27 protein-coding genes and 1 pseudogene are annotated in these 25,833 nt (G+C 71.4%); 9 read left to right on the top strand and 19 right to left on the bottom strand.

Features of this window, described 5'->3' with window-relative positions; translation table 11 throughout:
- Nucleotides 1–615: 615 nt before the first annotated feature.
- The 3 genes and pseudogenes from ACJ7VY_RS05715 to thpR all read right to left on the bottom strand — a co-directional run.
- Nucleotides 616–804: pseudogene (locus tag ACJ7VY_RS05715) on the bottom strand (hypothetical protein); the annotation flags it as partial.
- 3 nt (nt 805–807) lie between these two features.
- Nucleotides 808–1,407 carry a hypothetical protein gene (locus ACJ7VY_RS05710; RefSeq protein WP_161615568.1) on the bottom strand — a complete coding sequence of 200 codons (600 nt, stop codon included), beginning with the start codon at nt 1,405–1,407 and terminating at the stop codon, nt 808–810.
- A 120-nt stretch (nt 1,408–1,527) separates the two neighbouring features.
- Nucleotides 1,528–2,115 carry an RNA 2',3'-cyclic phosphodiesterase gene (thpR, locus tag ACJ7VY_RS05705; protein ID WP_104938449.1) on the bottom strand — a complete coding sequence of 196 codons (588 nt, stop codon included), beginning with the start codon at nt 2,113–2,115 and terminating at the stop codon, nt 1,528–1,530.
- A 286-nt stretch (nt 2,116–2,401) separates the two neighbouring features.
- On the opposite strand from thpR, the gene ACJ7VY_RS05700 reads away from it, so the two are divergent.
- Complete coding sequence (locus ACJ7VY_RS05700) at nt 2,402–3,523, top strand: tetratricopeptide repeat protein (protein WP_409476539.1); 1,122 nt, start codon at nt 2,402–2,404, stop codon at nt 3,521–3,523.
- Between the two features lie 27 nt (nt 3,524–3,550).
- On the opposite strand, the gene ACJ7VY_RS05695 is transcribed toward ACJ7VY_RS05700, so the two are convergent.
- The 4 genes from ACJ7VY_RS05695 to ACJ7VY_RS05680 all read right to left on the bottom strand — a co-directional run bounded on the left by ACJ7VY_RS05695 (nt 3,551) and on the right by ACJ7VY_RS05680 (nt 6,019).
- Complete coding sequence (locus ACJ7VY_RS05695; protein WP_104938448.1) at nt 3,551–3,883, bottom strand: zinc ribbon domain-containing protein YjdM; 333 nt, start codon at nt 3,881–3,883, stop codon at nt 3,551–3,553.
- 82 nt (nt 3,884–3,965) lie between these two features.
- On the bottom strand, nt 3,966–4,859 hold the full coding sequence (locus tag ACJ7VY_RS05690; protein ID WP_409476538.1) for a DUF4097 family beta strand repeat-containing protein: 894 nt from the start codon (nt 4,857–4,859) through the stop codon (nt 3,966–3,968).
- 12 nt (nt 4,860–4,871) lie between these two features.
- The gene (locus tag ACJ7VY_RS05685; RefSeq protein WP_409476537.1) at nt 4,872–5,444 is read right to left on the bottom strand and encodes a hypothetical protein; all 573 of its coding nucleotides are present in this window, start codon (nt 5,442–5,444) and stop codon (nt 4,872–4,874) included.
- Nucleotides 5,441–6,019, bottom strand: coding sequence for an RNA polymerase sigma factor (locus ACJ7VY_RS05680; RefSeq protein ID WP_409476536.1), 579 nt, complete (start codon nt 6,017–6,019; stop codon nt 5,441–5,443). The genes ACJ7VY_RS05685 and ACJ7VY_RS05680 overlap by 4 nt, the downstream gene beginning before the upstream one ends.
- 367 nt (nt 6,020–6,386) lie before the next feature.
- Between ACJ7VY_RS05680 and ACJ7VY_RS05675 the strand changes: the two genes are divergently transcribed.
- Together ACJ7VY_RS05675 and ACJ7VY_RS05670 are read left to right on the top strand one after the other, a co-directional pair.
- Nucleotides 6,387–6,968, top strand: coding sequence for a mechanosensitive ion channel domain-containing protein (locus ACJ7VY_RS05675; RefSeq protein WP_409476535.1), 582 nt, complete (start codon nt 6,387–6,389; stop codon nt 6,966–6,968).
- 141 nt (nt 6,969–7,109) lie between these two features.
- Nucleotides 7,110–8,360 (top strand): sugar transporter, encoded by a 1,251-nt coding sequence (locus tag ACJ7VY_RS05670; RefSeq protein ID WP_409476534.1) that lies wholly within the window; start codon nt 7,110–7,112, stop codon nt 8,358–8,360.
- Between the two features lie 2 nt (nt 8,361–8,362).
- Here the strand turns inward: ACJ7VY_RS05670 and ACJ7VY_RS05665 are convergent, their stop codons facing one another.
- Nucleotides 8,363–8,629 carry a DksA/TraR family C4-type zinc finger protein gene (locus tag ACJ7VY_RS05665; protein ID WP_104938444.1) on the bottom strand — a complete coding sequence of 89 codons (267 nt, stop codon included), beginning with the start codon at nt 8,627–8,629 and terminating at the stop codon, nt 8,363–8,365.
- 76 nt (nt 8,630–8,705) lie between these two features.
- Complete coding sequence (locus ACJ7VY_RS05660) at nt 8,706–9,263, bottom strand: DUF2058 domain-containing protein (protein ID WP_104938443.1); 558 nt, start codon at nt 9,261–9,263, stop codon at nt 8,706–8,708.
- A 63-nt stretch (nt 9,264–9,326) separates the two neighbouring features.
- On the opposite strand from ACJ7VY_RS05660, the gene ACJ7VY_RS05655 reads away from it, so the two are divergent.
- Nucleotides 9,327–9,842 carry a M48 family metallopeptidase gene (locus ACJ7VY_RS05655; RefSeq protein ID WP_312344610.1) on the top strand — a complete coding sequence of 172 codons (516 nt, stop codon included), beginning with the start codon at nt 9,327–9,329 and terminating at the stop codon, nt 9,840–9,842.
- A gap of 112 nt (nt 9,843–9,954) precedes the next feature.
- Entirely contained in the window at nt 9,955–10,665 is a 711-nt protein-coding gene (locus ACJ7VY_RS05650) for an rRNA pseudouridine synthase (RefSeq protein WP_409476533.1), read from the top strand.
- A gap of 41 nt (nt 10,666–10,706) precedes the next feature.
- Here ACJ7VY_RS05650 and ACJ7VY_RS05645 read toward each other — a convergent pair whose 3' ends face one another.
- From ACJ7VY_RS05645 to sstT, 3 genes are read right to left on the bottom strand one after another with little or no spacing between them, the layout of a single operon-like run.
- Entirely contained in the window at nt 10,707–11,012 is a 306-nt protein-coding gene (locus tag ACJ7VY_RS05645) for an AzlD domain-containing protein (RefSeq protein WP_409476532.1), read from the bottom strand.
- On the bottom strand, nt 11,009–11,731 hold the full coding sequence (locus ACJ7VY_RS05640; RefSeq protein ID WP_104938440.1) for an AzlC family ABC transporter permease: 723 nt from the start codon (nt 11,729–11,731) through the stop codon (nt 11,009–11,011). The genes ACJ7VY_RS05645 and ACJ7VY_RS05640 overlap by 4 nt, the downstream gene beginning before the upstream one ends.
- Nucleotides 11,732–11,733: 2 nt before the next feature.
- Nucleotides 11,734–12,942 carry a serine/threonine transporter SstT gene (gene sstT / locus ACJ7VY_RS05635; RefSeq protein ID WP_240211536.1) on the bottom strand — a complete coding sequence of 403 codons (1,209 nt, stop codon included), beginning with the start codon at nt 12,940–12,942 and terminating at the stop codon, nt 11,734–11,736.
- Between the two features lie 114 nt (nt 12,943–13,056).
- On the opposite strand from sstT, the gene ACJ7VY_RS05630 reads away from it, so the two are divergent.
- Entirely contained in the window at nt 13,057–14,634 is a 1,578-nt protein-coding gene (locus ACJ7VY_RS05630; protein WP_409476531.1) for a phospholipase D family protein, read from the top strand.
- A gap of 21 nt (nt 14,635–14,655) precedes the next feature.
- Here ACJ7VY_RS05630 and ACJ7VY_RS05625 read toward each other — a convergent pair whose 3' ends face one another.
- The 4 genes from ACJ7VY_RS05625 to ACJ7VY_RS05610 form a co-directional block, all read right to left on the bottom strand.
- Entirely contained in the window at nt 14,656–15,723 is a 1,068-nt protein-coding gene (locus tag ACJ7VY_RS05625) for an HDOD domain-containing protein (protein ID WP_409476530.1), read from the bottom strand.
- Nucleotides 15,724–15,772: 49 nt separating this feature from the next.
- A complete protein-coding gene (locus ACJ7VY_RS05620; protein ID WP_054664458.1) occupies nt 15,773–16,063 on the bottom strand; it encodes a hypothetical protein in 291 nt (96 codons plus the stop codon).
- A gap of 91 nt (nt 16,064–16,154) precedes the next feature.
- Complete coding sequence (locus ACJ7VY_RS05615) at nt 16,155–17,372, bottom strand: MFS transporter (protein WP_409476529.1); 1,218 nt, start codon at nt 17,370–17,372, stop codon at nt 16,155–16,157.
- Nucleotides 17,373–17,445: 73 nt separating this feature from the next.
- Nucleotides 17,446–18,081, bottom strand: a complete 636-nt coding sequence (locus ACJ7VY_RS05610; protein WP_161614678.1) for a LysE/ArgO family amino acid transporter — start codon at nt 18,079–18,081, stop codon at nt 17,446–17,448.
- A gap of 126 nt (nt 18,082–18,207) precedes the next feature.
- Here ACJ7VY_RS05610 and ACJ7VY_RS05605 point away from each other — a divergent pair, with 126 nt between their 5' ends.
- Complete coding sequence (locus ACJ7VY_RS05605; RefSeq protein WP_409476528.1) at nt 18,208–19,113, top strand: LysR family transcriptional regulator ArgP; 906 nt, start codon at nt 18,208–18,210, stop codon at nt 19,111–19,113.
- Nucleotides 19,114–19,181: 68 nt separating this feature from the next.
- Here ACJ7VY_RS05605 and ACJ7VY_RS05600 read toward each other — a convergent pair whose 3' ends face one another.
- Both ACJ7VY_RS05600 and ACJ7VY_RS05595 read right to left on the bottom strand, forming a co-directional pair.
- Nucleotides 19,182–20,093 (bottom strand): M14 family metallocarboxypeptidase, encoded by a 912-nt coding sequence (locus ACJ7VY_RS05600; RefSeq protein ID WP_409476527.1) that lies wholly within the window; start codon nt 20,091–20,093, stop codon nt 19,182–19,184.
- A gap of 75 nt (nt 20,094–20,168) precedes the next feature.
- A complete protein-coding gene (locus ACJ7VY_RS05595) occupies nt 20,169–21,062 on the bottom strand; it encodes an acyltransferase (protein ID WP_161614680.1) in 894 nt (297 codons plus the stop codon).
- A 155-nt stretch (nt 21,063–21,217) separates the two neighbouring features.
- On the opposite strand from ACJ7VY_RS05595, the gene ACJ7VY_RS05590 reads away from it, so the two are divergent.
- Together ACJ7VY_RS05590 and rnt are read left to right on the top strand one after the other, a co-directional pair.
- On the top strand, nt 21,218–22,069 hold the full coding sequence (locus ACJ7VY_RS05590) for a sensor domain-containing diguanylate cyclase (RefSeq protein ID WP_293756818.1): 852 nt from the start codon (nt 21,218–21,220) through the stop codon (nt 22,067–22,069).
- Between the two features lie 38 nt (nt 22,070–22,107).
- On the top strand, nt 22,108–22,764 hold the full coding sequence (gene rnt / locus ACJ7VY_RS05585) for a ribonuclease T (RefSeq protein ID WP_409476526.1): 657 nt from the start codon (nt 22,108–22,110) through the stop codon (nt 22,762–22,764).
- Nucleotides 22,765–22,834: 70 nt separating this feature from the next.
- On the opposite strand, the gene ACJ7VY_RS05580 is transcribed toward rnt, so the two are convergent.
- The gene (locus ACJ7VY_RS05580; RefSeq protein ID WP_409476525.1) at nt 22,835–25,786 is read right to left on the bottom strand and encodes a diguanylate cyclase; all 2,952 of its coding nucleotides are present in this window, start codon (nt 25,784–25,786) and stop codon (nt 22,835–22,837) included.
- Nucleotides 25,787–25,833: the final 47 nt, after the last annotated feature.

Here is a 25,833-nt window from a genome sequence, read left to right as displayed (position 1 = left end):
CGGAGTGAACCCGGCGCGCGTAGCGCGACGGGCGCGGAGGCAGGGCGTGTTTCTTTGGGCCACCTTTCTTTGCACGAGCAAAGAAAGGTGGCTCGCGCCCCGAAGGGGAGCGAAAGCTTCTGCTCCTGCTCCTGCTCCAGCCTTTGCTTGGCCTCTCAAACCGACAGGAGCGAAGGCCAAGGTGATAGCCAAGAAGTTCAATGGGCTTGGGGCAAGTATGAAAGCGGAAGCTTGAAAGCAGAGCTTTCGCCCCTGCTTCGCAGGAGCGAGTTACTTCTCTTTGCTCGTGCAAAGAGAAGTAACCAAGAGAAACACGCCCCTGCCTCCGCGCCCTCCGTGCCGTCGGCACTCCGGGTCCACTCCGCCGGAGGGATTTTTCTACGCGACCCAGCTGCGATGCAGCTGGGGCCGGGGCAGTCGCCTCACGGCGCCAGCCCGCTCACCGGGGCGAAGCAGTGCTTCGCCTATTTCCGGTTCGCCCCTGTCGCGTCGAAAAACGACGTGCATCCATGCACGTCGCCCTTCGGGTTATTCCCACCGGCTCCGTCGCTGCGGAAGGGGACCCTGAAAGTCAAAAGCAATGAGCAACAGCCAAAGCCAAAGCCAAAGCAGGCCTCAGCCCGTCACCCGCCGCAGAGTCTCCCGCGCCTGCACGTCATACCGCGCATGGAAGAAATCGCTGAAGAAAATGCGTGGCTGCGCCAGCAGCCCTTTCAGGAAACGCCGGCGGTTGAGCCGGAACAGGAAACCCGGCACCTTGTCCCGGTACTCCTCGGCGATGCCACGGTCATAGGCATCCAACACGCCTCAGCCCGTCACCCGCCGCAGATTCTCGCGCGCCTGCGCGTCATACCGCGCATGGAAGAAATCACTGAAGAAAATGCGCGGCTGCGCCAGCACCCCCTTCAGGAAACGCCGACGATTGAGCCGGAACAGGAAACCCGGCACCTTGCCCCGGTACTCCTCGGCAATGCCACGGTCATAGGCATCGAACACGTCCGGCGGCGCGCCAAGAATGGCCATGTCGCTGTCCAGGAACAGCGCCGCGTCCGCGTCCAGCTCATCGCCACGTACCTGGCCGTGGCGCGCGGTGAGCGCGATCAGCGCCGCCACCCGCTCCGCATCCACGCCGGCATCGGGCAGCCAGCGCGCGATCGCGGCCCGCGCCATCGCCGCCGAGCGCGCTTCGTTGTCGCCGCGCCCGGCCTCGTACACCGCATCGTGGTACAGCATCGCCAGCGCCACCTCGCGCGGCTGCCGCCAGCCCGGGCCGGCGGCGACGTCGCGATGGTGGTGCAGCAACGCCTGCACGTGGCCAAGGTTGTGGTACGCACGCGGGGGCTGCGCGTGCGCGGCTTCGATCTCGGCCAGTTGGCCTGCCGGCAGCGGCATCGGAATCAGGTCCATGCGCCATTCTAGGCAACGGCCGCGGCGGCGGCGACGCCGGTTGCGGGCCTCACGCCAACGCGTGCCCTGCCCGCGCCCTGCTGGCCGGCACCGCGCGGCGGCGGCGCCCGGCGACGGCCCTCAGCCCAGCGTCCAGCGCCCTTCCAGCTGATAGCGGGTCTGCCCGAGGAAGCTGCGGATCAGCACGAACTCACGCACCAGCCAGCGCATCGGCTGCACCGGCTGCACCGGCAGGCGCCGCTTGTCGTAGAGCAGGGTCAGGTGCGGCGTGAACCCCGGATCGGGGCGGCTGCCGATGGCCTGCAGGCAGCGCGCCAGCTCCTGGTGCAGGCCCTGCAGCAGGTCGGCACCATGCGCGCTGCGCAGCACGAACGGATGCTGGCGGCCACCGGCAAAGCTGCCGACTTCATCGAAGCACACCTCGAATTCCGGCATCCGCACCCGCGCCGCGGCCTGCTGCACCTTGGCCAGCAGGCTCGGCGGCAGACCGGCGTAATCGCCCAGGTGATGCAGGGTGACATGCAGCCGCTCGCGCGCCAGCGGCCGTCCGTCCAGGCCGTGTTCGGCACGCAGTCCCTCGGCCAGTTCGGCGATGCGCCAGGCGGTGGCCGGGTCCGGCATCACCGCGAAGAACAGGCGCTCGGTGGGGATGTCGCTGCCGAGACCCAGCGACAGTTGCGCCTCGGCGGAGGGAATGAACTTCGTCATGGTCGAATGGAAACGCCGGCCGGCGGAGCGCGCCGGGGTACGGCGGCCGGCCTGGTCTGGGGCGCGGATACTAGCAGACCCGGCGCGGTGCCGGGCCGTGCGCCGCCGCTGCCCGCAACGCGCATGGCGAAAATATGACCAGCCGCGTGCGACGCCGACGGCACAAGGGCTGCCGCGAGTTATCCACATCTTTGCCAAGCCCCGGTCCACACCTTCTGTGGATGCCGCGCCAGGCGGCGGCGACAGGCTTACACTGGTGCCGCCGCCGCAACCCACCGGGGTCGCCATGATCGCCTGGAGTGCTTTCGCCCTGCTCGCCGCCATCAGCGTCGCCCCGCCGGACGCGGCGGACGCGCGGCTGGCGCCACCGACGCCCGAACAGATCATGGCCATTCCTCCCGCGCTGGAACAACGGGTGCGCGAGGAGGTCATCGCGCCCAGCCGCTCGCCGGAACAGCGCCTGCAGCGGCTGATGGAACTGGTCTTCCAGCCCCGCGCGCCGGCCGCGGCGGAGGCCCCGGATGCAGCGCTGCGGTACGACACCGCCGCGACCCTGACCGTCGCCGAGGCCTGGCGCCAGCGCCGCGCCAATTGCCTTTCCTTCACCCTGCTGTTCATGGCCCTGGCGCGCGAAGCGGGTATCGAGGCCGACGTCCAGGAGGTCGGACGGGTCGTCACCTGGTACCAGGAGCAGGGCGTGGTCTACAACGCGGGGCACGTCAACGTCGGGCTGCGCGTGAATGGTCGCCGCGGCACCCTGGACCTGGACCAGGACGTGCTGTACGACCGTCGTGGCCCGCGCCCGGTTTCCGACCAGCACGCACTGGCCCATTTCTACAACAACCGCGGTGCCGAGCTGCTGGCCGAGGGGCAGGTCGCGGCGGCCCGCGAGCATTTCCGGGTGGCGCTGCAGCAGGAGGCGCGCTTCGCGCCGGCATGGAACAACCTGGGCGTGCTGGAAACCCGCGCGGGCGACACCGCCGCCGCGGCGGCCGCGTTCGACCGGGCCCTGGCCATCGACCCCGACCTGCCCTCCACGCTCGCCAACGCCAGCGCGCTGTACCTGCGGATCGGCGACAACGCGCGTGCCGCGCGGCTGGACGCGCGGCTGCGGCGCGAACACGAGCGCGACCCGTTCTACCAGTTCATCCAGGGCGTGGAAGCCGAACGCCGTGCCGATTACGCCGCCGCCATCCACTACTACCGGCATGCGGTGCGGCTGTATGGCAGCGCGCACCAGTTCCACTTCGGGCTGGCGCGCGCCTACTCGCTCAGCGGCGACGACCGCCGCGCGGTGCGCGAACTGGAGCGGGCCCGCGAGCTGGGCAGCTCCGACCACCTGCGTGCGATCTACCAGGCCAAACTGGAGGCGCTGCGCCGGCTCACCGCCCGGCACGCCGGGCATTGACGCGCCCGGCGGCCGCCACGCGCGGGCTCAGGCCTTGCGCAGGAAGCAAGTCTTGAGCACCAGGCCCTTGATCTTGTCCGAGTTGCCTTCGATGTGCTCGGCGTCGTCCTCGACCAGGCGGATGTTGCGGATCACCGTGCCCTGCTTGAGCGGGATCGACGAACCCTTGACCTTCAGGTCCTTGATGACGGTGACGGTGTCGCCGGCGACCAGTACGTTGCCGTTGCTGTCGCGCACCACCAGCGCCGCTTCGCCCGCCTCGCCCGGGGTCCATTCGTGGCCGCAATCGGCGCAGATCCACAGCGCGCCGTCGGGATAGACGTTCTGCGACGAACACTGCGGGCAGGAAGAAACGGGCATGGCGACTCCAGACGATGACGTTGCAAGCCCGCTATTGTAGCCGCCCGCCCCGGGTTCGCCGGGGCGGGCCTGGCGGGGATGCTCAGCGCGCGCCGAGGTCCACCCGCACATTGCCCGAATGCGAGGTGATGGAGATGTCGCCGTCGCCGCCGCCGAGGCGCGCGTCCAGGCTGCTTCCCGGACCGTAGCGCGGGTGCTCGACCTGGCCCACGTCCGAGCGGATGGCGCCGCTGAAGCTGCTGACCTTCAGCTGCGCGGAGGTGCGCGCCGGCAGCGCCAGCGCGATCGGCGCGCTCACCGTCTGCAGGCTGATGCGCCCGCCCGGCTGCAACCCGGCGCTGCGCACGCCGAGCCCGCCGGACACGGTTTCGGCGTCGAGCCGCTGCACCGCCGACAGGTCCAGGTCGACCGGCCCGGACACCGAGTTGGCCGCCACCTCGCCGCCGCTGCCACCGCTGGCGTTGATCGCGCCGCTGACCGTGCGCAGCTCCAGCCGCGGGGTACGCAGCTGCGAGCGGATCGCGCCGCTGACGGTATTGAGCGTGGCCTGCCCGGCCTGCCCGCGCACGGTGATGCCGCCGCTGACGGTGTTGGCCTGCAACCTGCGCAGATCGACATCGGCCACGTCCAGCGTGGCGCTGACGGTACCGGCCTGCAGTTCGCTGCCGCGCGGCACCCGCAGTTCCAGCACCGCGCCCCGGCTGTTGCGGCTGTTGCGCGGGTACACCACCTTCAGCTGCACGCGGTTGGCGCTGTTCTGGACCTCCAGGCGCTGGCCTTCGCCCAGGGTGCCGGTCAGCTGCACCTCGTTGCGGTCCCAGCCGCGCACGTTCACCGAGCCGGCGATGTTGCTGATCTCCACCCGCCCGCCGCTGGACAGTGGGTGGTGTTCGTTGACCGGCGTCTGCGCCAGCGCCGGTGCCAGGGGGGCCAGCAGCACGACGGCGGCCAGCAGGTGTCGCAGGGAAACATTCACGGGGATTCTCCTTCAGGTGGAAAGACCGGCGCCATCCAGGCCCTGCCGGGTAAGTTCAAGCCGCAGCGCGTAGGTGCGCCGCAGCTGGCCGAGCAGGAACCCGGCATCGGGGCTCTGCGCGATCGCCGAGCGGATGCTGCCGGCGCTGGCATCGAGCTCGTGCAGCGCCGGCGCGAGTTCGGCCGGCACGCTGTCCTGCGGGATCGCCGCCAGTGCCTGGCGATAGGTCGCGGCCAGCGCGTCGGCCTGCGCCGCCAGCGACGATGCCTGCGTCATCCGTGTCGCCTGGGTGGCCTGCGGCGGGGACCCGGCCCACCAGCGGCCGGTGCCCAGCAATGCCAGCGCCGCCACCGCGGCGGCCGCGGCGACGGAGGTCCAGCGCCGATGGCGCGGGCGCGGGCGTGAGCGCGGGGTCACCGCGGCGGGCCGCTCGCGTGGCGCCTCGTGCAGCCGTGCGGCGATGTGCTGCCAGGCCGCGGCCGGCGGCACGCGCTCGCTGGGAAGCCGGCGCAGGCGCGCGGCCAGGTCATCGTGGTCGTGGTCGTGGTCGTGGTCGTGGTCGTGGTCGGAATCGTGTTCGTTCATTGTGTTTCTCCCAGGCGTGCGCGCAACAACCCGCGCGCACGATGCAGCTGTGCCTTGGAACTGCCGACGGCCATCTGCAGTTCCTCGGCGATTTCGTGGTGCTTCCAGCCCTCGATGTCGTGCAGTACCAGCACCGCACGGGCGCGGGGCGGCAGCGTTTCCAGCGCGCGCTCCAGGTCCAGCCCGGTGGCCTGGCAACGACTGGACGCCGGCATCCGCGCCAGCAGGTCCATGCCCTCCTCGCCGATATCCAGCGCCTCGAACGCGGCGCTGGCGCGCAGTTCCATCAGCGCCGTGTTCACCGCCATGCGGTGCAGCCAGGTGCCCAGCGCGCTCTCGAAACGGAACTGCGGCAACGTGCGCCAGGCCTGGATGAAGGTCTCCTGCAGCGCGTCGTCGGCACGCGCCGCGTTGCCGCCACACAGCCGCCACAGCAGCGCATACAGGCGCGGGGCGTGGCGGCGGTAGATGCGCTCGTAGGCGTGGCGGTCGCCACCGGCGGCGGCACGCGCCAGCGCGGCATCGTCGGCGGCCTGCGGGAAAGGAGCGGTGACGGTCACGGTGGCGTCGAGCATATCCGTTGGATGCGGCGGCCAGCGGAAAGGTTTAAAGCCGGCGGCGATCTTTTTGCCGGGGCGGCGCAGCGGCCACGCCGATATGGGCTGACAAGGCCGCGCCGGCTGGCCGACAATCCCGCCTCGCCCCCCGCCTGCCAACCATGTCCCTGTCCACCGCTGCCCGCACCGACGCCGGCGCCGCGCCCCGTCGGCAAGCCCACCGCGGCCGCTGGCGCCCGGCGTGCGCGGTACGCACGGCGGCCCCGCGCCGGCCCGTGCCCGGGCCGTGGCGCGGCAGTACCGGCGGCATGGCCACGCACCGCTTACCCGAACGTTGCAACGCAGCTGCCCGCGAGCGGGCGCGGCGCCGCAAGGAGACAACCCGATGAAGAACTACCTGCCCGAATGGATGCATGGATGGATCAACCTGCTCGACACCGCGCTGGTGGTCATCCTGATCCTGCTGGTGGCGTGGCTGCTGCGCCTGCTCACCCGGCGCCTGCTGGCGCGCCTGGGCATGCACTACACACTGCCGCCGCAGGTGGAAACCGCCGCCCGGCGGCTGTCCAACTTCGTGATCGGCAGCGCCGCGCTGGTGGCCATCCTCGACCAGCTCGGGGTATCGCCGACCATTTTGTGGACCGCGTTCACCGGTTTCGCCGCGGTCGGCGCGGTGGCGTTCTTCGCCGCCTGGAGCGTGCTGTCCAACATCTTCTGCGCGCTGCTGATCTTCACCACCCGGCCGTTCCGCCTCGGCGACCGCATCGAACTGCTGGAGAACGGCGAGAGGCCCGGGCTGAAGGGCCAGGTGATCGACATCAACCTGATCTACACCACGCTGCAGGAGATCGGCGGCCCGGCCGAGGGCACGCTGATGCAGATACCCAACAGCCTGTTCTTCCAGCGCGGACTGCGCCGCTGGATGGCCGCCGCCACGCAGGCGCAGGCGATCCAGGGCGACGGCTGAGTCTCTGCCGAAGGCAGCAGCATCCCCGGCTGCCTGCGCCCATCGCGTACCACAGCGTTCCGTCCGCGTACGGCCGCTGCGTGCGAAAATTCCGCCCGCAGCACCGCAGCAGAGCCGCCCCCCACCGGCTCCCTTTCCGCAATGTCCCGCTCTCCCCTCTCCCCGTGCTCCGCTCCCGCTGCGGACGCCGCCTCGCCCGTTGCCGTCGTCCGCAGCGACCGCCAGCGCTGGCTGGGCGTGGTCGCGCTGGCGATGGCCGCCTTCGTGTTCAACACCAGCGAATTCGTTCCGGTCGGGCTGCTGAGCGACATCGGCGGCAGTTTCGGCATGCCCATCGAGCATGTCGGGCTGATGCTCACCGCCTACGCCTGGGTGGTCGCGCTGGCGTCGCTGCCCGGCATGCTGCTCACCCGCGATGTCGACCGCCGCCGCCTGCTGCTGGGCGTGTTCGCGCTGTTCGTGGCCAGTCACCTGCTGTCGGCACTGGCCTGGAGTTTCGGCGTGTTGATGCTCAGCCGCATCGGCATTGCCCTGGCACACGCGGTGTTCTGGGCGATCACCGCCTCGCTGGCGGTGCGCATCGCGCCGGCGGACAAGCGCCCGCAGGCGCTGGGGCTGCTGGCCACGGGCACCTCGGTGGCGATGGTGCTGGGCATCCCGCTGGGCCGGGTCATCGGCGAACTGCTGGGCTGGCGCATCACCTTCCTGGCCATCGGCGGTGTCGCCCTGCTGGCGATGGCGGTGCTGGCGCGGCTGCTGCCGCCGCTGCCCAGCCAGAACAGCGGGTCGGTCCGCAGCCTGCCGCTGCTGCTGCGCCGGCCGGCGCTGCTGGCGCTGTACCTGCTGGTGATGGTGGTGGTGGCGGCGCAGTTCACCGGCTACAGCTACATCGAACCGTTCGTGCAGCAGGTCGGCGGCTTCGACACGCACGTGACCACCTGGGTGCTGCTGCTGTTCGGCGGCACGGGCCTGTTCGGCAGCGTGCTGTTCGCGCGCCTGGGCACCCGCTGGCCGCGTGGCTTCCTGCTCGCCGCCGTCGGCACCCTGGCGCTGTGCCTGCTGGGCCTGCGCCCGGCCACCGGCGGCGCGTGGATGCTCTACGCACTGGCCTCGGTGTGGGGCGTGGCGATGATCTGTTTCGCGTTGTCGATGCAGTCCAAGGTGCTGCGGCTGGCGGCCGACGCCACCGACGTGGCGATGGCGCTGTTCTCGGGCATCTTCAACATCGGCATCGGCGCCGGCGCGCTGATCGGCAGCCAGGTCGGGCTGCGCCTGGGCATGCAGCACATCGGCCTGGTCGGCGGGCTGGTCGCCGTCGCCGGCGGCGTGTGGTGGCTGTTCGCGATGCAGCGCTGGGCCACCGGCTTCAGCGCCGGCGGCAGTGACCACTGACCTCAGCGCAGCTGGCTGTCCTTGCTGCCACGGCGGTTGTAGCCGCTGTGCGCCGACTCCTCCGCGTCCAGCGCCTGCTGGCAGGCCACGCACAGGCGTACGCCGGGAATGGCCCTGCGCCGCGCCTCGGGAATCGGCGCATCGCATTCCTCGCAGCGCTCCAGCCCCGGCCCGCTGGGCAGGCGGCTGCGGGCACGCTTGATGGCGTCCTCGACAGTGGCGTCGATCTGATCCTGAACGGCGGTATCTCCCGCCCAACCGGTGGCCATGGCTGGCTGCTCCGTAGTGACCGGGGGCCAGCCTAGCGCAAACGCCTGTACCCCGGGCCAACGCGCCGCCGCGGTGTCACCACACCAGGTCGTCGGGCACCACGAACTGCGCGTAATAGGCGTCGTCCTCGGCGTTGCCGCTGGACGCCGGCGCGTCGCCGGGCTGGCCGTGGTCGAGCACGATCAGGCTGGCGTCGCGCTCGCGCACCTTCTCGGCGGCCAGCCGTGGCAGCAGCTCGAAGCCCTCGCCGTGGCGCGCGATCACCAGGGTGCCGGCGGCCAGCTGCTTGCGCAGCGCCTCGTCCACCAGCAGGGTGCGGATCGCGGCGCCATCGCTGAAGCGGTACTCCAGCTCGCCGCGGCGCGGTACCCGGCGGTCGGCGATGATCTGCCGCGCCTGCGCGCGCAGTTCCTCGGCGCGGCGCTGGGCGTTGCGCTCGGCAGCCAGCAGGCGGTCGCGCTCGGCCTTTTCCGCACGCACGCGCTCGGCCTCGCGCTGGCTGTCGCTGGGGCCGGCGGGCGCCCCCTTGGCGTGCCGCGCCTTGTTCTGCTCGCGCGCGACCTGGGCCACCTGCGATTTCTTCACCAGGCCGGCCTTGAGCAGTTGCTCCTGCAGGGGATTCGCCTTTGCCATCTTCGTACTACGTGATCGGAACGATGCTGCATGATACCGACCCGTCCCCGCCCGCGCCTGCCGATGCAGCCCCTGACCTACCTCGCCGGCTACCCCGAACACCTGCAGCAGCACGCCCGCGCGCTGCTGGCGCAGGGAGCCCTGGGCGAGGCCGTGCGCCGCCGCTACCCGGAGCCGCACGCGGTGCGCAGCGACCGCCAGCTCTACGACTACGTGCAGGCGCTGAAGGAGCGCCACCTGCGCCAGTCGGTGCCGCTGGGCAAGGTGCTGTACGACGGCAAGCTGCAGGTACTCAAGCATGCACTGGGACTGCACACGGCGGTGTCGCGCAACCACGGCGGCCGGCTCAGGGCCAGCCGCGAGATCCGCATCGCCAGCGTGTTCCGCGATGCCCCGGCGCCGTTCCTGCGCATGATCGTGGTACACGAGCTGGCGCACCTGAAGGAGGCCGAGCACAACAAGGCCTTCTACCAGCTGTGCCTGCACATGGAACCGGACTACCACCAGCTGGAATTCGACCTGCGCCTGTACCTGACCGCGCTGGAGCACGAAACCGCCAGCTCTCCTGACGTCCCGTAAGGCGGGGGCTTGCCCCGCATGCCGCCTCGCCGGGAAAGCCTCGTGCCGGGCAAGCCCGGCACCTACGGTCGTCACGGCGCTACACTCCCCGCCTGCCGTACTGTCCGCCCCCATGACCAGCCCGATCCGCCTCGACAAGCGCCTCGCCGCGCAGCTGAACTGTTCCCGCGCCCAGGCCCGGCACTACATCGAGGGTGGCTGGGTCCGCGTCGACGGGGTGGTGGTGGAGGCGCCGCAGGCGATGGTGGGCGCGCAGACCGTCACCCTCACCGCCGGCGCCAGCAGCGAGCCGGCCGAACCGGCGACGCTGCTGCTGAACAAGCCCGCCGGCTGCACAACCGAAGAAATGTCCGCGCTGCTGCGCGAGGACGCGCGCTTCGCCGACGATGCGTCCGGCATCCGCCTGCTGCACCGCCACTTCCTGCGCCTGGAAACGCCGATGCCGCTGGACGACGATGCCTGCGGGCTGGTGGTGCTCACCCAGGACTGGCGTGTGCGCCGCCACCTGCTCGAGACCGGCGCGACGCTGGAACAGGAATTCATGGTGGACGTGGACGGCGAAGGCAGCCCCTGGGCGCTGCCGCGGCTGACCCACGGCCTGGAGTACCAGGGCCGCGCACTGCCCGCCTGCAAGGTCAGCTGGCAGAGCGAGCAGCGCCTGCGCTTCGCGATCAAGGACGTGCGGCCGGGCCAGCTGCAGCACATGTGCGCCGCGGTCGGCCTGCGCGCCACCCGGGTGCGGCGGCTGCGTATCGGCCGCATCGGCCTGAGCCGGATGCCGGACGGGCAGTGGCGCTATCTCGGCTCCGGCCAGCGCTTCTGAGCAAAGCCCTTCCGTAGGTGCAGGGCTTGCCCTGCACGCACTTACGCCAGCAAGCGCAGCACAGCCGCCGCCACCGCACCCACCAGCACCACCCCCAGGAACGGCAGCCGCAGCGCCAGGGCCAGCGCGGCCACCAACAGCGCGCCGATGCGCGCGTCCAGCACCACGCCCTGCCCGGCGGACACCGCGTTCATCGTGGTCAGCGACGCCAGCAGGCCGATGGTCAGCGCACCGGTCACGCGGGTCATGCGCGGCGACTGCATCCAGCGCACCGGCACCAGATAGCCGCAGAACTTGATCGCCCAGGCCGCCAGGCTGGCCAGCAGCACCCAACCCCACAGCGTCACCGGGCGTCTCCCGCATCGTGGCCGGGCGCCACGTCCGGCTCCAGCCCTTCATCGGCCGGCCCGCGCCCGAACCCGCCCCACAGCGCGGCAACCGCAGCCGCCAGCAGGATCGGCACGCCCGGTGGCGCCCACGGCAGCGCCAGCACCGTGACCAGCGCGCAGGCCACGGCGATGGCCACCGCTTCGCGCGCGCGCAGGCGCGGCCACAGCAGCCCCAGGAAGGCCGCCACCGCGGCGCCGTCCAGCCCCCAGCGGCGCGGGTCGCCCAGTGCATCGCCGAGCAGCGCGCCCAGCAGGGTGCACAGGTTCCACAGCACGTATACGCCGACACCGGCGACCCAGAACCCGCGGCGCTGCTCGGCCGGCGCGTCCTGGCCGGCGGCGGTGGCCGCCGATTCGTCGATGGTGACCTGCGCCGCCAGCGGGCGCAGCCAGCCGCGCGGCCGCAGCAGGTGGTTGATCTGCGCGCCGTACACCGCGTTGCGGATGCCCAGCAGGGTGGCCGCGCTAAACGCGGCCGGGCCGCCGCCACCGGCACCGATCACGCCGATGAAGGCGAACTGCGAGCCGCCGGTGAACATCAGCAGGCTGAGCGCCGCGGTCTGGCCGACGCTGAAGCCCGATGCCACCGCCAGTGCCCCGAAGGAAATGCCGTACAGGCCGGTGGCCACGGCGATGGACAGGCCGATGCGGACCGCGGGGGTGAGGCGCGGCGCCATGTTCAGCCGCGCCCGCGTGCCTGTTCGGCGGCGGCCACGAACACCACGTCGGTGGAGGAGTTGAGCGCGGTCTCGGCCGAGTCCTGCACCACGCCGACGATGAAGCCCACCGCCACCACCTGCATCGCCACGTCGTTGGAGATGCCGAACAGGCCGCAGGCCAGCGGGATCAGCAGCAGCGAGCCGCCCGGCACGCCGGAGGCACCGCAGGCACCGATCGCCGCCACCACGCTCAGCAGCAGCGCGGTGGGCAGGTCCACGGCGATGCCCAGGGTGTTGACCGCCGCCAGCGTCAGCACCGAGATGGTGATCGCCGCGCCGGCCATGTTGATGGTCGCGCCCAGCGGGATCGCCACCGAATAGGTCTCCTCGTGCAGGCCCAGCTTGCGGCACAGCTCCATGTTGACCGGGATGTTGGCCGCCGAGGAGCGGGTGAAGAACGCGGTGATGCCGCTCTCGCGCAGGCACCGCAGCACCAGCGGGTACGGGTTGCGGCGGGTGGTCAGCGCCACGATCAGCGGGTTGCCGACGAAGGCCATGAACAGCATCGCCCCCACCAGCACGCACAGCACGTGCAGGTAGACCTTCAGCGCGCCGAGACCGGATTCGGCCAGCAGCGAGGCGACGATGCCGAACACGCCCAGCGGCGCCAGACGGATCACCATGCGCACGATCCAGGTGATCGCGGCGGACAGATCGCCGACCAGCGCGCGCGTGCCGGCGCCGGCATGGCGCAGCGCCAGCCCCAGGCCGATGGCCCAGGCCAGCAGGCCGATGTAGTTGGCGCGGGCCAGCGCGTTGACCGGGTTGTCCACCACCTGCATCAGCAGGGCGCGCAGCACCTCGCCGATGCCCCCCGGCGCGCTCAGCCCGGCGTCGGTGGGGGCCTTCAGCAGCAGTGTGCTGGGAAACAGGTAACTGGCCAGCACGCCGACCAGCGCCGCGGCCAGGGTGCCGGCCACGTACAGCAGCAGGATCGTGCGGATGTGGGTCTTCTGCCCCTGCTGGTGGTTGGCGATGGAGGCCGTCACCAGGACCAGCACCAGCACCGGGGCGACCGCCTTGAGCGCGGCCACGAACACCGTGCCGAGCAGGCCGGCGGCGTGCGCGCCCTGCGGCCAGGCCAGCGCCAGCACGATGCCGGCGAGCAGGCCGATGATGATCTGGACCACCAGGCTGGGGGCACGGAAGGAACGGGAACGGTTGCGCATCGGCGGGCTCGGGCAGGGCAAAGCGCGATTCTCGCCCAGACCCCGCCGCGCCCACACCCCCGGAACGTCATGGCCGACGCACCGGCATCACCCGGACACCGCTAGGATGCGCCCATGGAACCTTCCCCTTCCCGCGGCAGGCGCCTGCTGCGCCTGTGCGGCCGCATCCTTGCCGCGCTCCTGCTGCTGGTCGCCAGCGGCCTGCTGCTGGGCGACTGGCTCACCCCGCGCGCCGTCGGCGAGCCCTCCACGGCGCTGCCGCCACGCGCCGGGCAGACCGCGCTGGACCGCGCGCTCGAGCCGCAGCTGGCCGCACACCCGGGCCGCAGCGGCGCGGCCTACCTGGTCGACGGCCTGGAAGCCTTCGCCGCGCGCTCGGTGGTCACCCGCCAGGCCGGCCGCAGCCTCGACCTGCAGTACTACATATGGCACGACGACATGGTCGGCCACCTGCTGGTGAACGACGTATACGCCGCGGCCGCGCGCGGGGTGCGCGTGCGGCTGCTGCTGGACGACATGAACGCCAAGGGGCTGGATGCGCAGCTGCTGGCGCTCGACGCGCACCCGCGCATCGAAGTGCGCCTGTACAACCCGTTCCGCAACCGCGAGGGCCTGTGGCGGCTGGTGGAGATGGTGCAGCGGGTCTTCAGCATCAACCACCGCATGCACAACAAGGCCTGGATCGCCGACGGCCGCGTGGCCATCGTCGGCGGCCGCAACATCGGCGCCGAGTACTTCGATGCCCGCGAGGACGTCAATTTCCGCGACCTGGACCTGCTGCTCGCCGGCCCGGCCGCCGGCGAGGCCAGCGCCATCTTCGACGCATTCTGGAACAGCCCCGCCGCCGTACCGATCGCCGCCCTCGCCGCGCATTCGGAGCGCCAGCTCGACCAGCTGGTTTCCCGCGCGGCGCTGGACGCGCGCCGGGAAGAGGCGCTGCCCTACCTGCAACGGCTGCGCGAGCGGCTGGCCGGCCCCTATGTCGGCGGGCGCCTGCCGCTGCACTGGACCGGGCGCCTCCAGGTCCATTCCGACCCGCCGCTCAAGCACCGTGACAACGACCGCGGCGACTGGCTGGTGACGCGCCTGGGCCAGGAACTGGGGCAGGCGCGGCACAAGACCCTGCTGATATCGCCCTATTTCGTCCCCGGCGACAGCGGCACCGGTGAACTGCTGCGGCAGCTGGCCGACGGCGTGCAGGTGGGCATCGTCACCAATTCGCTGGCGGCCAATGACGTGGCCGCGGTGCACAGCGGCTACATGCACTACCGGCTGCCGCTGCTGCGCGGCGGCGCCAACGTGTACGAACTCAAATCACGCGGCAGCGACAGCGGCCGCGGCTCGGCCTTCGGCAGCAGCGGCGCCAGCCTGCACACCAAGGCCATCGTCGTCGACGACCGGCGCGGCTTCGTCGGCTCGTTCAACCTGGACCCGCGCTCGGCTTACCTCAATACCGAAATGGGCGTGCTGTTCGACGATCCGGTGCTGGCCGCACAGCTGCGCGAGGAATACCTGCGCCTGTCCGGCGCCGAGCTGAGCTACTACCTGTATCTGGACAGCGACGGGAACCTGCGCTGGCTGGACCGCGCGCGGACGCCACCGGCCGACTACGTCGCCGAACCGGACACCACCTGGCTGCAGCGCGCCACCGCCCGGGTGATCAGTTGGCTGCCGCTGGAATCACAACTGTGATGCCGCGCCGCGAGGCGCGGCTCAGCCCTCGCCCGGCGCGTCCGGGCTGACCCGCTTCCACAGCCAGCCACCGACATGGCCGGGAACGCAGGCGGACAGCGTCTCCAGTGCCTGCGCTTCCTCCAGCAGTCCTTCGCGGCACAGCATCGACAACGCCGCGGCCAGTTCGCCGACCTCCAGCGAACGCGCCAATGGCGTCGATGGCGCGCCCTGCCCGCCGGCCTCCAGCGCCGCGGCAACATCGGCGGAAAGCTGCCATGCGCGCGCGATCCGCGCCGCCAGCAGCGGGGTGCAGCGTTCCAGCAGCGACAGCAGCAGGGCCGGCGACGGCGCCAGCGTCTGCCGGCGCGAATAGGCGTCGGCGGTGGCGCGCACCACCATCACCATCGCCAGCCCGCGCAGCAGGCCGGCCAGCTGCGCGGAGAAGCCGTCTTCGCGCTCCACGCTGCGGGCATGGTCGGCCGCGGCCAGCGACATGCGCAGGGTGTAATCCCACACCCGCTGCGAGAACCGGCCGCCATCGCCGTCGGGAGGGTTCATCACCGGCTGCACCAGCGCCGCGGAAATGATCTGGCGGATGCCTTCGTTGCCGACCACGGTCACCGCCCGCTCGATGCTGCGTACTTCCTGTTGCTGGAAGCGGTACAGGGCGCTGTTGGCGATGCGCAGCAGGTTCACCGTCAGCAACGGGTCACTGCCGATGATGCGGCCGATGGAACGCGCCGAGGCGGTGCTGTCGTTGACGCTCTGGATCAGCTGCGGCAGCAGGTGCGGGCGCCGCGGGATGTAGCGTTGCGACAGGTCCGCGCGCTCCAGCACCGCCATCACCGTATCGGCGATCTGGCGGTGCTCGGCCGCAGCGGGCGGCTCCGCCGCGTCGTCTTCGATGCCGAGCGCGGCGCGCAGGAACTGCCGGCGCATCCGCGGCAGCAGCGTCGGGTCCATTGCCGGGGCGGCAGCGTGGTCGGCATCGGCGGCCTCGGGGACGAAGCTCCAGGCCGCCTGCGGACGCCGCCGGCCGAACCACCAGGCCGCGCCCACGCCGGCCAGCAGTGCGGCCAGCAGCGCCGGGACGATCACCGGTTGCATGGCTGGTACCCTGGGCGGGCGGGAGCTGAAGGCCGCATGCCGCGCCCCGTTACCTGTCGGCTTTTTCCAGGCGGATGCCGAGCGGACCGCCCAGCGAACCGTCTTCGTTGATGGTGAAATTCAGCGACGCGCCCTTCTGCGGCAACGCCACCTTCAAGGTATCGCCCTCGCGCACGTAGGTGGTTTCCTGGGAGATGCCCATCGCCTCGATGGTGACCGTGCCGCCGGGCGTGAAGCTGTACCGGGTGACGCCCATCGCATCGGCATAGACGCCCTTGATCCCCTGGCTGCAGGCCGACAGCAGGCACAGCACGGCGATGACGGGCAGGTACTTCTTCATTGCTTCCCCCGGAGGTAATGGCGCGGCCATCCACGGCCGCCGCATGCGGATTGATTCTGCCACAGGCCGGCGCCGGCCAAGCCGCCGATCGTCAGTCGTCTGCGCCCGCCGGTGCGCCGCTGGCGAGCGCGGCCTGCGGCAACGGCGCGCGCACGAAGCGCGCCGACAACCGCAGCGCATAGACCAGGCCGGCGAGCAGCGCCAGGCCGGCGCCGCTGGCGAACGCGGCGGCCAGCCCGAAGCGGGCGGCGACCAGGCCGGCCAGCACCATGCCGGCGCCGATGCCCACGTCCAGCGCGCAGAAATAGGTGGCCACCGCGGTGCCGCGGCGGGCATGGCCGCCGAGATTGACCATCATCGTCTGGTAGGCCGGGTAGACCACGCCGAAGCCGAAGCCGGCCAGCAGCCCGGACAGGTAGTACGTCGCCGGTGCGGCCGCATACGCCATCAGCCCGAGCCCGGCGACGATCGCCAGGCTGCCGCCGTTGGTCGCCAGCACCACCCGGCCGCCGTCGATCAGGCGCCCGGAAAAGCCGCGCGAGATCATCATGCCCACCGCCATCAGGGTGAAGAAGATGCCGGTATTGCCCGCGCCCAACTGTTTGCCGTGGAGCGCGGCAAAGGCCAGCAGCATGCCGTAGCCCAGGCCGATCACGGCCAGGTTCAATGCCAGCGGGAGGCCGCGTACCAGCAGGAAACGATCCAGCGACAACACCGCCGCGGCACCGTCGCGCCGCTTGCGCGGCGCATGCACCCGCGACGCCACCAGCAGGCCAGCGATGCCGGCGGCCACCGCCGCCTCGAAGATCACCTGGAACGGATGGTGGTCCATCAGCCACAACCCGGCCATCGGCCCCAGCGCCATCGCCAGGCTGCTCATCAACCCGAACAGGCCGATGCCCTCGCCGCGGCGCGCCGACGGGATGATGTCGATGGCCTGGGTGTTGGCCGCGGTGCTCATCACCGCGAAGGTCACGCCGATGCCCAGCCGCACCAGCACGAACACCAGCACGGTGTGCGCCAGCAGGTAGCCGGAGGTGAACAGCACGTAGGCCGCCAGCGCCAGCAGGTAGGCGTGCTTGGCGTTGAAGCGATCGACGATGAAGCCGGAGAACGGCCGCACCAGCAGCGCGGCGATCACGTAGCTGGACAACACCAGCCCCACCGTGGCCTCGCCGATCCGCAGCTGCTCCACGAGATGGAACGGCAGCGTCGGCATCAGCACGTAGAACGACATGCCCATCAGGAAGTTGGCGATGCACGCCAACACGAACCCCGGGGTCCACAGCGCGGGCCGCGGCTGGCTCATGCGCCGCCGCGAGGTGCGCGCCCCGGTAGTGCACTGGCGCCCGCGCGGATGCGCCTGGGCAACGCCCGCGCCATCAACCGACGCCGCGCAGCGCCAGGGTCAGCGCCAGCACGCTCAGGATCACCGCGATCGTGCCGTCCAGCACCCGCCAGGTGCCGGGCTTGTGGAACAGCGGCGTCAGCAGGCGCGCGCCCAGGCCCTGCGCGGTCAGCCACAGCGCGCTGGCGGTGACCACGCCGGCGGCGAACGCCATGCGCGCGTGGCCGAAGTTGTCGGCGATCGAACCGATCACCACCATGTCCAGCCAGAAATGCGGGTTGATCACCGAGAACCCGGCCGCGGCCATCATCGCCGCCCGGCGCGAGGATTGCGCGCTGTCGTCCAGCTGCATGCCGCCACCGCCGGCCACGGCCCGCCGCGCCGACTGCAGCGCATACCAGACCAGGAAGGCGACGCCGCCCCACAGCAGCACGGTCGTCAGCCACGGCAACTGGCTGGTGAGCGTGCGCAGGCCCGCCACGCTGGCGAAGATGAAGGCCGCGTCGATGGCGAAGCAGGTGGCGATCACCGGGATCACGTGCTGGCGCAGGATGCCCTGGCGCAGGATGAAGGCGCTCTGCGCGCCGACCACAGCGAAAAGACCGATGCCGGTACCGGCACCGCTGAGCCAGGCGGCGCTGGTGGCCTGGGCGGTTACGACGGAAAACATGGGGGGAAACTGCCTGTCTGCGGGTGGGGAGGACACACCGGGGATGTGTCGACGGCGGCGATTGTCGCAGTGCAGCATCCAGAAGTGGAGCTAAACTTCTTAAACCCTCATTAGCAGAACTTAATCATGCGCATCGACCATGCCCAGTTGCGGGCGCTGGCGGCGGTGATCCGCGAAGGCAGCTTCGAGCGCGCCGCGCTGGCGTTGAACGTCACCGCCTCGGCGGTATCGCAGCGGATCAAGGCGCTGGAGGAGCGGGTCGGCAAGCTGCTGGTCCGGCGCACCACGCCCACCGAGGCCACCGCCGAGGGCCAGGTGCTGGTGCGCCTGGCCGAGCAGACCGCGCTGCTGGAGCGCGATGCGTTCGAGCGCATCGGCCTGTCAGACGCCGACCTGCCACGCGCCAGCATCCCGGTGGCGGTGAACCACGACAGCATGGAAACCTGGTTTCCCGAGGCCGCGCTGGCGTTCGCCCGGCTCGGCAGCACCACCCTGGACCTGCATACCGAGGACCAGGACCACACCGCCGCGCTGTTGCGCCAGGGCGCGGTGCTGGGCGCGGTCACCACCCTGTCCGAGCCGGTGCAGGGCTGCCAGATCCACGCGCTGGGCAGCATGCGCTACGCCGCCACCTGCACCCCCGAGTTCCATGCGCGGCACTTCCCCAGGGGCGTCACCGCGCAGGCGCTGGCGCAGGCCCCGGTACTGGTGTTCAACCGCAAGGACGACCTGCAGGCGCGCTATGCCCAGCGCCTGACCGGCTCGCAGCAACCGCTGCAGGCGCCGACCTGGTGGATCCCCTCCACCCGCGCCTTCGTCCATGCCAACCTCGGCGGCCTGGGCTGGACCATGAACCCGCTGCCGCTGGTTCGCCGCCACCTGGACAGCGGGCGCCTGGTCTACGTCAAGGCGCGCGCCTGGGAGGACATCCCGCTGTACTGGCAGCACTGGAAGGGCGAAGTCGCGTCGATGGCGCTGCTCACCCGCGCCGTGCTGCAGGCGTCCTCCACCCTGATCCGCAGGCGCCGCTAGCGCCGCTGCGCGCGTGCCCGGGCCCGCCGCCGCGCAGCGGTGCCGGGCAGGCCGGTCCTGGGCGCGGGTCAAGCCAGCGCGTACTCCAGCCCGCCGCGCACCGCGGCCACCTGGGCGTCGTCGCACTGCACGGGCGTGGCGCGCGGGCTGTCGGGGTAGACCTCGGTGGTGGTGGTGTAGCGCGCGTCGGTGATGCCCGCGCACAGGCCCAGTGCCCTGTACGGGTACTCGATCACCCCGTGCGCGACCACCGGCGAGCCGATGATCCGCCCCTGCGCGTCCGCCGGCGCGATGTGGGTGACCGCGGCTACCGCGGCGATCACCGCCTGCTGGAACGCCGGTTGCGGGTTGAGCGCGTCGGCACACAGGTAGAAGCCGTCGGGGACGCTGTCCGCCTCGAACGGCTTGCCATCGCGCGCGGCCAGCGCCGGGCGGAACTCGCCTTCGTCGCTGTCGGTGGTCTCGTGCAGGTCGATGTGCATCACGAAGCGCCCCGCCAGCGGCTGCACCAGTGCCATCAGCGCCGCCGACTCGGGCGCCGGGCTGGCGGCGGTGAAGTTGCGGTTGGGGTCCAGCGCCAGCGCGTTCCAGCGCTGGATGCGCTCATAGCCCCACGGGCTCACGCAGGGCGCGACCAGCAGGTTGCAGCGGCCGGCGTAGTCGGCGCCGTGCCGCTCGACGAACTTCAGCGCGCCCAGCACGCCGCTGGTTTCGTAGCCGTGCACGCCACCGGTCACCAGCGCCACCGGCAGCGCGTCGTCCCAGCCGCGGCTGCGGATCGCCAGCAGCGGATAGCGGCCGGAGGGATAGTCCAGTTCGCCGTATCCGGCCACGTCGAAGCGGTCGCGCAGCGCGTCGATCCGGGCCAGCACGTCGTCGGCATAGCTGCGCTGCACGCGCTGCCGCGCCAGCCATTGCGCCCTTTCCGCCGCGCCCCAGGCCTGGCCGGGGGTCCCGATGGGATAAAAAGCGGTGGTCATGGCGGCTCCTGGTGATGACGGACAGGCGCGCACTCTACACCGCCCGGCGCGGCGGCGAGGCCACGCCGGCGCCGGTCACCCCGGGCGGGCGGGGTCGGCAAGCAGGCCGGCGATGTCCGCGTCCTTCTGCTGCCACAGCCCGTTCATCCACTGCTGGAAGCGTGCGCGGAAAGCGCGGTCGCCCTGGTAATCGCCGGCAACCAGATCGGCCGGGATCGGCCGCTGTCGCACCAGCACCTTCACTTCCGGGACGCGGTTGGCCATCAGGTCCAGCATCGACGGGATGCCGCCGGGGTAGACGATGGTGACGTCCAGCAGCGCATGCAGGCCCTGCCCCATCGCATCGAGCACGAAGGCCACGCCACCGGACTTGGGCTTGAGCAGGTGCCGGAACGGCGAGCCCTGGCCGTCGTGCTTGGCACGGGTGAAGCGGGTGCCTTCGACGAAGTTCATCACCGCCACCGGGATGTCGCGGAAGCGCGCGCAGGCGCGCCGCGTCGCCTCCATGTCGCGCCGGCCCAGCTCCGGGTTGCGGGCGATCTGCTTGCGGCTGTAGCGGCCCATGAACGGGAAATCCAGCGCCCACCACGCCAGCCCCAGCACCGGCACCCAGAACAGCGAGCGCTTGAGGAAGAAGCGCAGCAGCGGAATGCGCCGGTTGAACACCTTCTGCAGCACCAGGATGTCCACCCAGCTCTGGTGGTTGGCCAGCACCAGGTAGTGGCCGTCGCGCGCCAGCGTGGCCGGGACGTCGACCGTGAAGCGGGTGCGGGTGAACGCCTGCATCATCGCGCTGTTCACCCCGATCCAGCTCTCGGCCAGCCCGGTCAGCAGCGGGTTGCAGGCGCGGCGCACCGCGGCCAGCGGCAGCAACGCCTTGAACAGCGCCACCGCGAACAGCGGCAGGCAGTGCAGCAGGGTGTTGAGCGCGATCAGCAGCAGGATCGGGACGATGCGGAACCATTTCATGGGGGACTATCTCGCGCGGTTCGGGCCGGGGCCGCCATCCAAAAGCGGCACAGGGTAGCAAACGCCGCGGGCGGTGGCCGACGCCCGCCGGTCTTCCGCCGGCCCCGCATGGCGGCGCGATAATCCCCTTCCCGCCCCTGCCCCGCCGTCCCCGCATGCCCCCGACGCTGCCGCCCCCGGGCGAGATCCTCGACCTGTTGCCCGACGTGGTGTGCGTGGTCGACCCGCAAGGCCATTACCTGGCGGTCAACGCCGCCTTCGAGCGGCTGATCGGCTATCGCCCCGAGGAGGTGCTGGGGCGGCGCATGACCGAACTCATCCACCCGGATGACCACGCCACCACCGCGCAGGCGGTGCAGCGGGTGATGGAGGGCCGGCCGCTGCCGCACTTCCGCAACCGCTACGTCCGCCGCGACGGCGGGCTGGTGGACATGCAGTGGTCGGCCAGGTGGCTGCCCGACTACGGCGTGCGCATCGCCGTGGGCCACCCGGTCACCGAACTGCGCGACCTGGAGCGGCGGCTGGAGTTCATGGCCGCGCACGACCCGCTCACCCGGCTGCCCAACCGCCACCGGCTGCGCGAGGAACTGGACCGGCTGCTGGCCGACGGCACCCGGCCGCTGGCCGTGCTGTACCTGGACCTGGACGGCTTCAAGGCGATCAACGACCGCCATGGCCACGCGCTGGGCGACCAGGTGCTGCGCGAGACCGCCGCTGGCCTGCGCCAGGCGCTGCGCCACGGCGACTTCATCGCCCGCGTCGGCGGCGACGAGTTCGTGGCGCTGCTGCCGGACTGCGGTCACGCGGACGACGCCCGCGCGGTGGCCGGCATGCTGCAGGCGGCGCTGGACCAACGCCAGGCGCAGCCGTCGTTCGCGCGCATCGGCGTCAGCATCGGCGTGGCCTGCTGCCCGGCCGACGGCCGCGACGCGGAAACCCTGCTGCGCCACGCCGATGCCGACATGTACGCGGCCAAGCACGGCCGCGGGCGGGCCGCCGGTGCCTGAGCCGCGGGGCCGGCACGGGCCTCTGCTACCCTATCGCGATGAACCAAACCGCTGACCGCCCGGCCACCGCTCCTGTTTTCACGCCGATGGCGCAACGCTTCCGCGGCTTCCTGCCGGTGGTGGTGGACGTGGAGACCGGCGGCTTCGACTGGAACCGGCACGCGCTGCTGGAAATCGCCGCCATTCCGCTGGACATGGACGAGAACGGCCTGCTGCGGCCCGGCCAGACCAGTTGCGCGCACGTGGTGCCGGCCGAAAGCACCGAGATCGACCCCAAGTCGCTCGAGGTCACCGGCATCGTGCTGGACCACCCGTTCCGCCTGGCCAAGCCCGAGCGCGAGGCACTGGAACACGTGTTCGCGCCGGTGCGCGCGGCGCTGAAGAAGCATGGCTGCCAGCGCGCGATCCTGGTCGGGCACAACGCCCACTTCGACCTGAACTTCCTCAATGCCGCGGTTGCCCGCAGCGGCCACAAGCGCAATCCATTCCACCCGTTCAGCGTGTTCGACACGGTGACCTTGGCCGGCGTGGCCTACGGCCAGACCGTGCTGGCGCGGGCGCTGCAGGCCGCCGGTTTCGAGTGGGATGCCAGCCAGGCGCACAGCGCGGTGTACGACACCGAGCAGACCGCGCGCCTGTTCTGCCAGATCGTCAACGGCTTCCGCAGCCAGGAACAGGGAACCGGCAACGGGTAACGGCGGAAACCGGCGCGGCGCGGCTGCCCGCACGCGTTCCCGGTTCCCGTCCCCCCCGTTGCCGGGGTCGTCACCCCAGGCAGATCCGGTCGCGGCCGTCGCTCTTGGCCTGGTACAGGGCCTTGTCGGCGCGCTGGAACAACAGCAGCGGGGTGCGGTCGCCGGCCGCCAGCTGCACCAGCCCGGCACTGAACGTCACCCGCAGGCCCTCGATCCCGGCCCAGTTGCGCTGCGCATGGAACAGCCCCTGCAGGCGCGTGCACACCCCTTGCGCCTCCTCCAGCGGGGTGTCGTTGAGCAGCAGCGCGAATTCCTCGCCGCCCAGCCGCGCCGGCAGGTCGGAATCCCGGCAACTGGCGGCCAGCAGCCGCGCCACCTCGCACAGCACCTGGTCGCCGACACTGTGCGACCAGCTGTCGTTGACGGTCTTGAAATGGTCGATGTCCAGCACCAGCAGGCTCAGCGGGTGGCCGCTGCGCTGGGAACGGGCGAAATCGCGCGCCAGCGCCTCGTCGAAGGCACGGCGGTTGGGCAGGCCGGTCAACGGGTCCTCGTGGGCCTGGCGCTCGAACGCCACGGCCTGCTGGCGCAGGCGCTCGGCCAGCGCGGTCTTCTCCTGGTTGGCCGCCAGCAGGCGCTCGGCCTGCAACTGCAGGTCGGCGGTGCGCTCGGCAACCTGGCGCGCCAGCCGCATGTTGCTGGTCTTGTAGCGGTGGATCAGGTACCGGTACAGCGCCACCAGCGCCAGCAGCAGCGCGATGCCGGCCGCGGCCTGCACGCTGCGGCGCTGCCACGGCAACGGCTCGACGGTGAACTTCCAGGCCGCCTCGCTTTCGCTCCAGCGGCCGCCCGGGTGCATCGCCGAGACATGCAGGGTGTAGTCGCCCGGCGGCAGCCCCATGAACTCGACGCTGCGCTGGTTGCCGCGCTCGATCCAGTCGTGGTCCAGCCCTTCCAGCCGGGTGCGGTAACGGATCCGGTCGGACATCAGGTAGCTCAGGCCGACGTAACCCACCGTCAGCCGGCGCCCGCCGGGCACGGCGGTGACGCCGTGCGCCTGCCAATGCAGCGGCACCCCGTCCAGCTGCACGCTTTCCACCACCACCGGCGGCGGCAACCGTTCGCGGAAGCGCTGCAGCCGCAACGGGTCGACCATGCTCAGGCCGCCGGCGGTGGCCACCCAGTAGGTGCCGTCGGCGCGCAGTACCGCGGACGGCCCGGTGCTGCCGTTGGCCTGGGCGTTGTACATGCCGTCGATCTCGTTGTAGCGCTCGACCTCGATCCGCGGGCTGCGGCCATCGGCCACCGCGTCCAGCGCCGCCATCGTGGTGCGCAGGATGCCGCGGTTGCTGCTGATCCAGACATTGCCCAGGCGGTCGGGCACCATTTCGAACACGGTGTCCACCGGCATGCCCTGTTCCAGCCCCACCCGCGCCAGGCGGCCGTCGCGGTAGCGGTACAGGCCGCGGTCGGAGGTGGCCCACATGGCGTCGCCGACCGGGGTGAAGCCGAAGATGCTGCGGCCACCGCCGAGCCCGTCCACGTCCAGCCGCTGCACGGTATTCCCGCGCAGCACGCGGATGCCTTCGATGGTGCCTATCCACAGGCCGTCCTCGGTGTGGCGCAGCGCGGTCACCAGCCCGCCCGGCAACCCGGCCACCGTGGGCACCTGCACGCCGTCGGCGCCCAGCCGCACCACGCCGCGCTGGGTGCCGGCCCAGATGCCGTCGCCATCGCGGTCGGCGGCCATCACCCGCACGTTGCCTGCCGCCAGGCCGTCGGCGGTGCCGTAATGGCGGCTGCGGCCCTCGCGGTCGATGCGGTAGATGCCGTCGCCGAAAGTGCCGACCCACGTCGCGCCATCGCGGCTCTGGATCACGCTCAACACCGACGGCGCCTTGCCGACGCTGTTGCGCAGCGGCACCGGCACGATGCGGCCGTCGCGCTCCATCCGGTCCAGGCCGGCGGCACCACCGATCCACAGGCGTCGCTGGTCGTCCTCGATCACCGCGCGCACGTAGTCCCCGCTCAGCCCATCGCGGGTGGTGTAGCTGCTGAACAGGGTTTCGCGCAGCCGGTACAGGCCACCGTTGCCGCCCACCCAGATGCTGCCTTCGGCATCCTCCATCAGGCTGGTGATGCGCCCGTTCTGCATCTGCCGGCTGTCCGGCAGGCGCTCCACGCCATGGCTGCCGATGCGGAACAGCCCCTGGTTCTCGGTGCCCAGCCACAGGTCGCCGTGGCGGTCCTGCAGCATCGCGGTGGTGTGCGAAACCCCGGGCAGCACGTGCACCCGGCGCGCGCCGCCCGGGTGCATCCGGTACAGCGCGCCATCGGTGACGATCCACACCGCGCCGTCCGGCGCGCGGTAGGGCCAGGCCGGGCCCGGCGGCAGGTCCAGCGCGGCCGGCGCGTTGCCCAGCACGCCATCGTCGCCGCGCAGCTTCAGGCCATCCATGGTGCCGACCCAGACCCGGTCCTGGTCATCCACGGCCAGCCAGTTGGACAACGTCATGTTCACCGGCGCGCCCGGCGCCGGCGGCTCGTAGACCACGCGTCCGTCGGGAGCCAGGTAGCCCAGCCCGCGGCCCTCGTAGAGCAGCCACAGCCGGCCCTTGCTGTCCTTCTGCATCGCCTGGATCAGCACCTTCGGCGCCGGCGGGTGCTGCGGCCACTGCCGCCAGCGCCCGTCGAGCGTGCGCCGCAGGACGTTGCCGCGTGAATCGGTCACCCACAGCGCGCCATCGCGATCCACGTACAGCGCACCGATGCCGTTGTCGAGCAGCCCGGGCCGGGTGCTGCGGTCATAGAGGTCGAAATCGAGCCCGTTGTAGCGCGCCACCCCTTCCCAGGTGGCGAACCACAGGTGTCCTTCCGGCGTCTGCGCGATGCCGCGCAGCGAGTTGTGCGGCAGGCCGTTGCGCGAGGTCCACATGTCCACCGCGTAATCGCGCAGCGGCGGCGTGTGTTCGGCCGCGGCCGCGCCCCCGGCCACCAGCAGCAGGCACAGCCAAAGCCGCATGAGGCGCCGGACCCAGCGACCGCCGCGCATGCGGCCGGGACGCGATT

Source organism: Stenotrophomonas sp. Y-13, assembly GCF_046267925.1.
In the GTDB taxonomy this organism is placed as follows: domain Bacteria; phylum Pseudomonadota; class Gammaproteobacteria; order Xanthomonadales; family Xanthomonadaceae; genus Stenotrophomonas; species Stenotrophomonas acidaminiphila_A.
The sequence above is the reverse complement of the archived record's forward strand: the minus strand, read 5'-3'. Positions and strand labels throughout refer to the sequence as shown.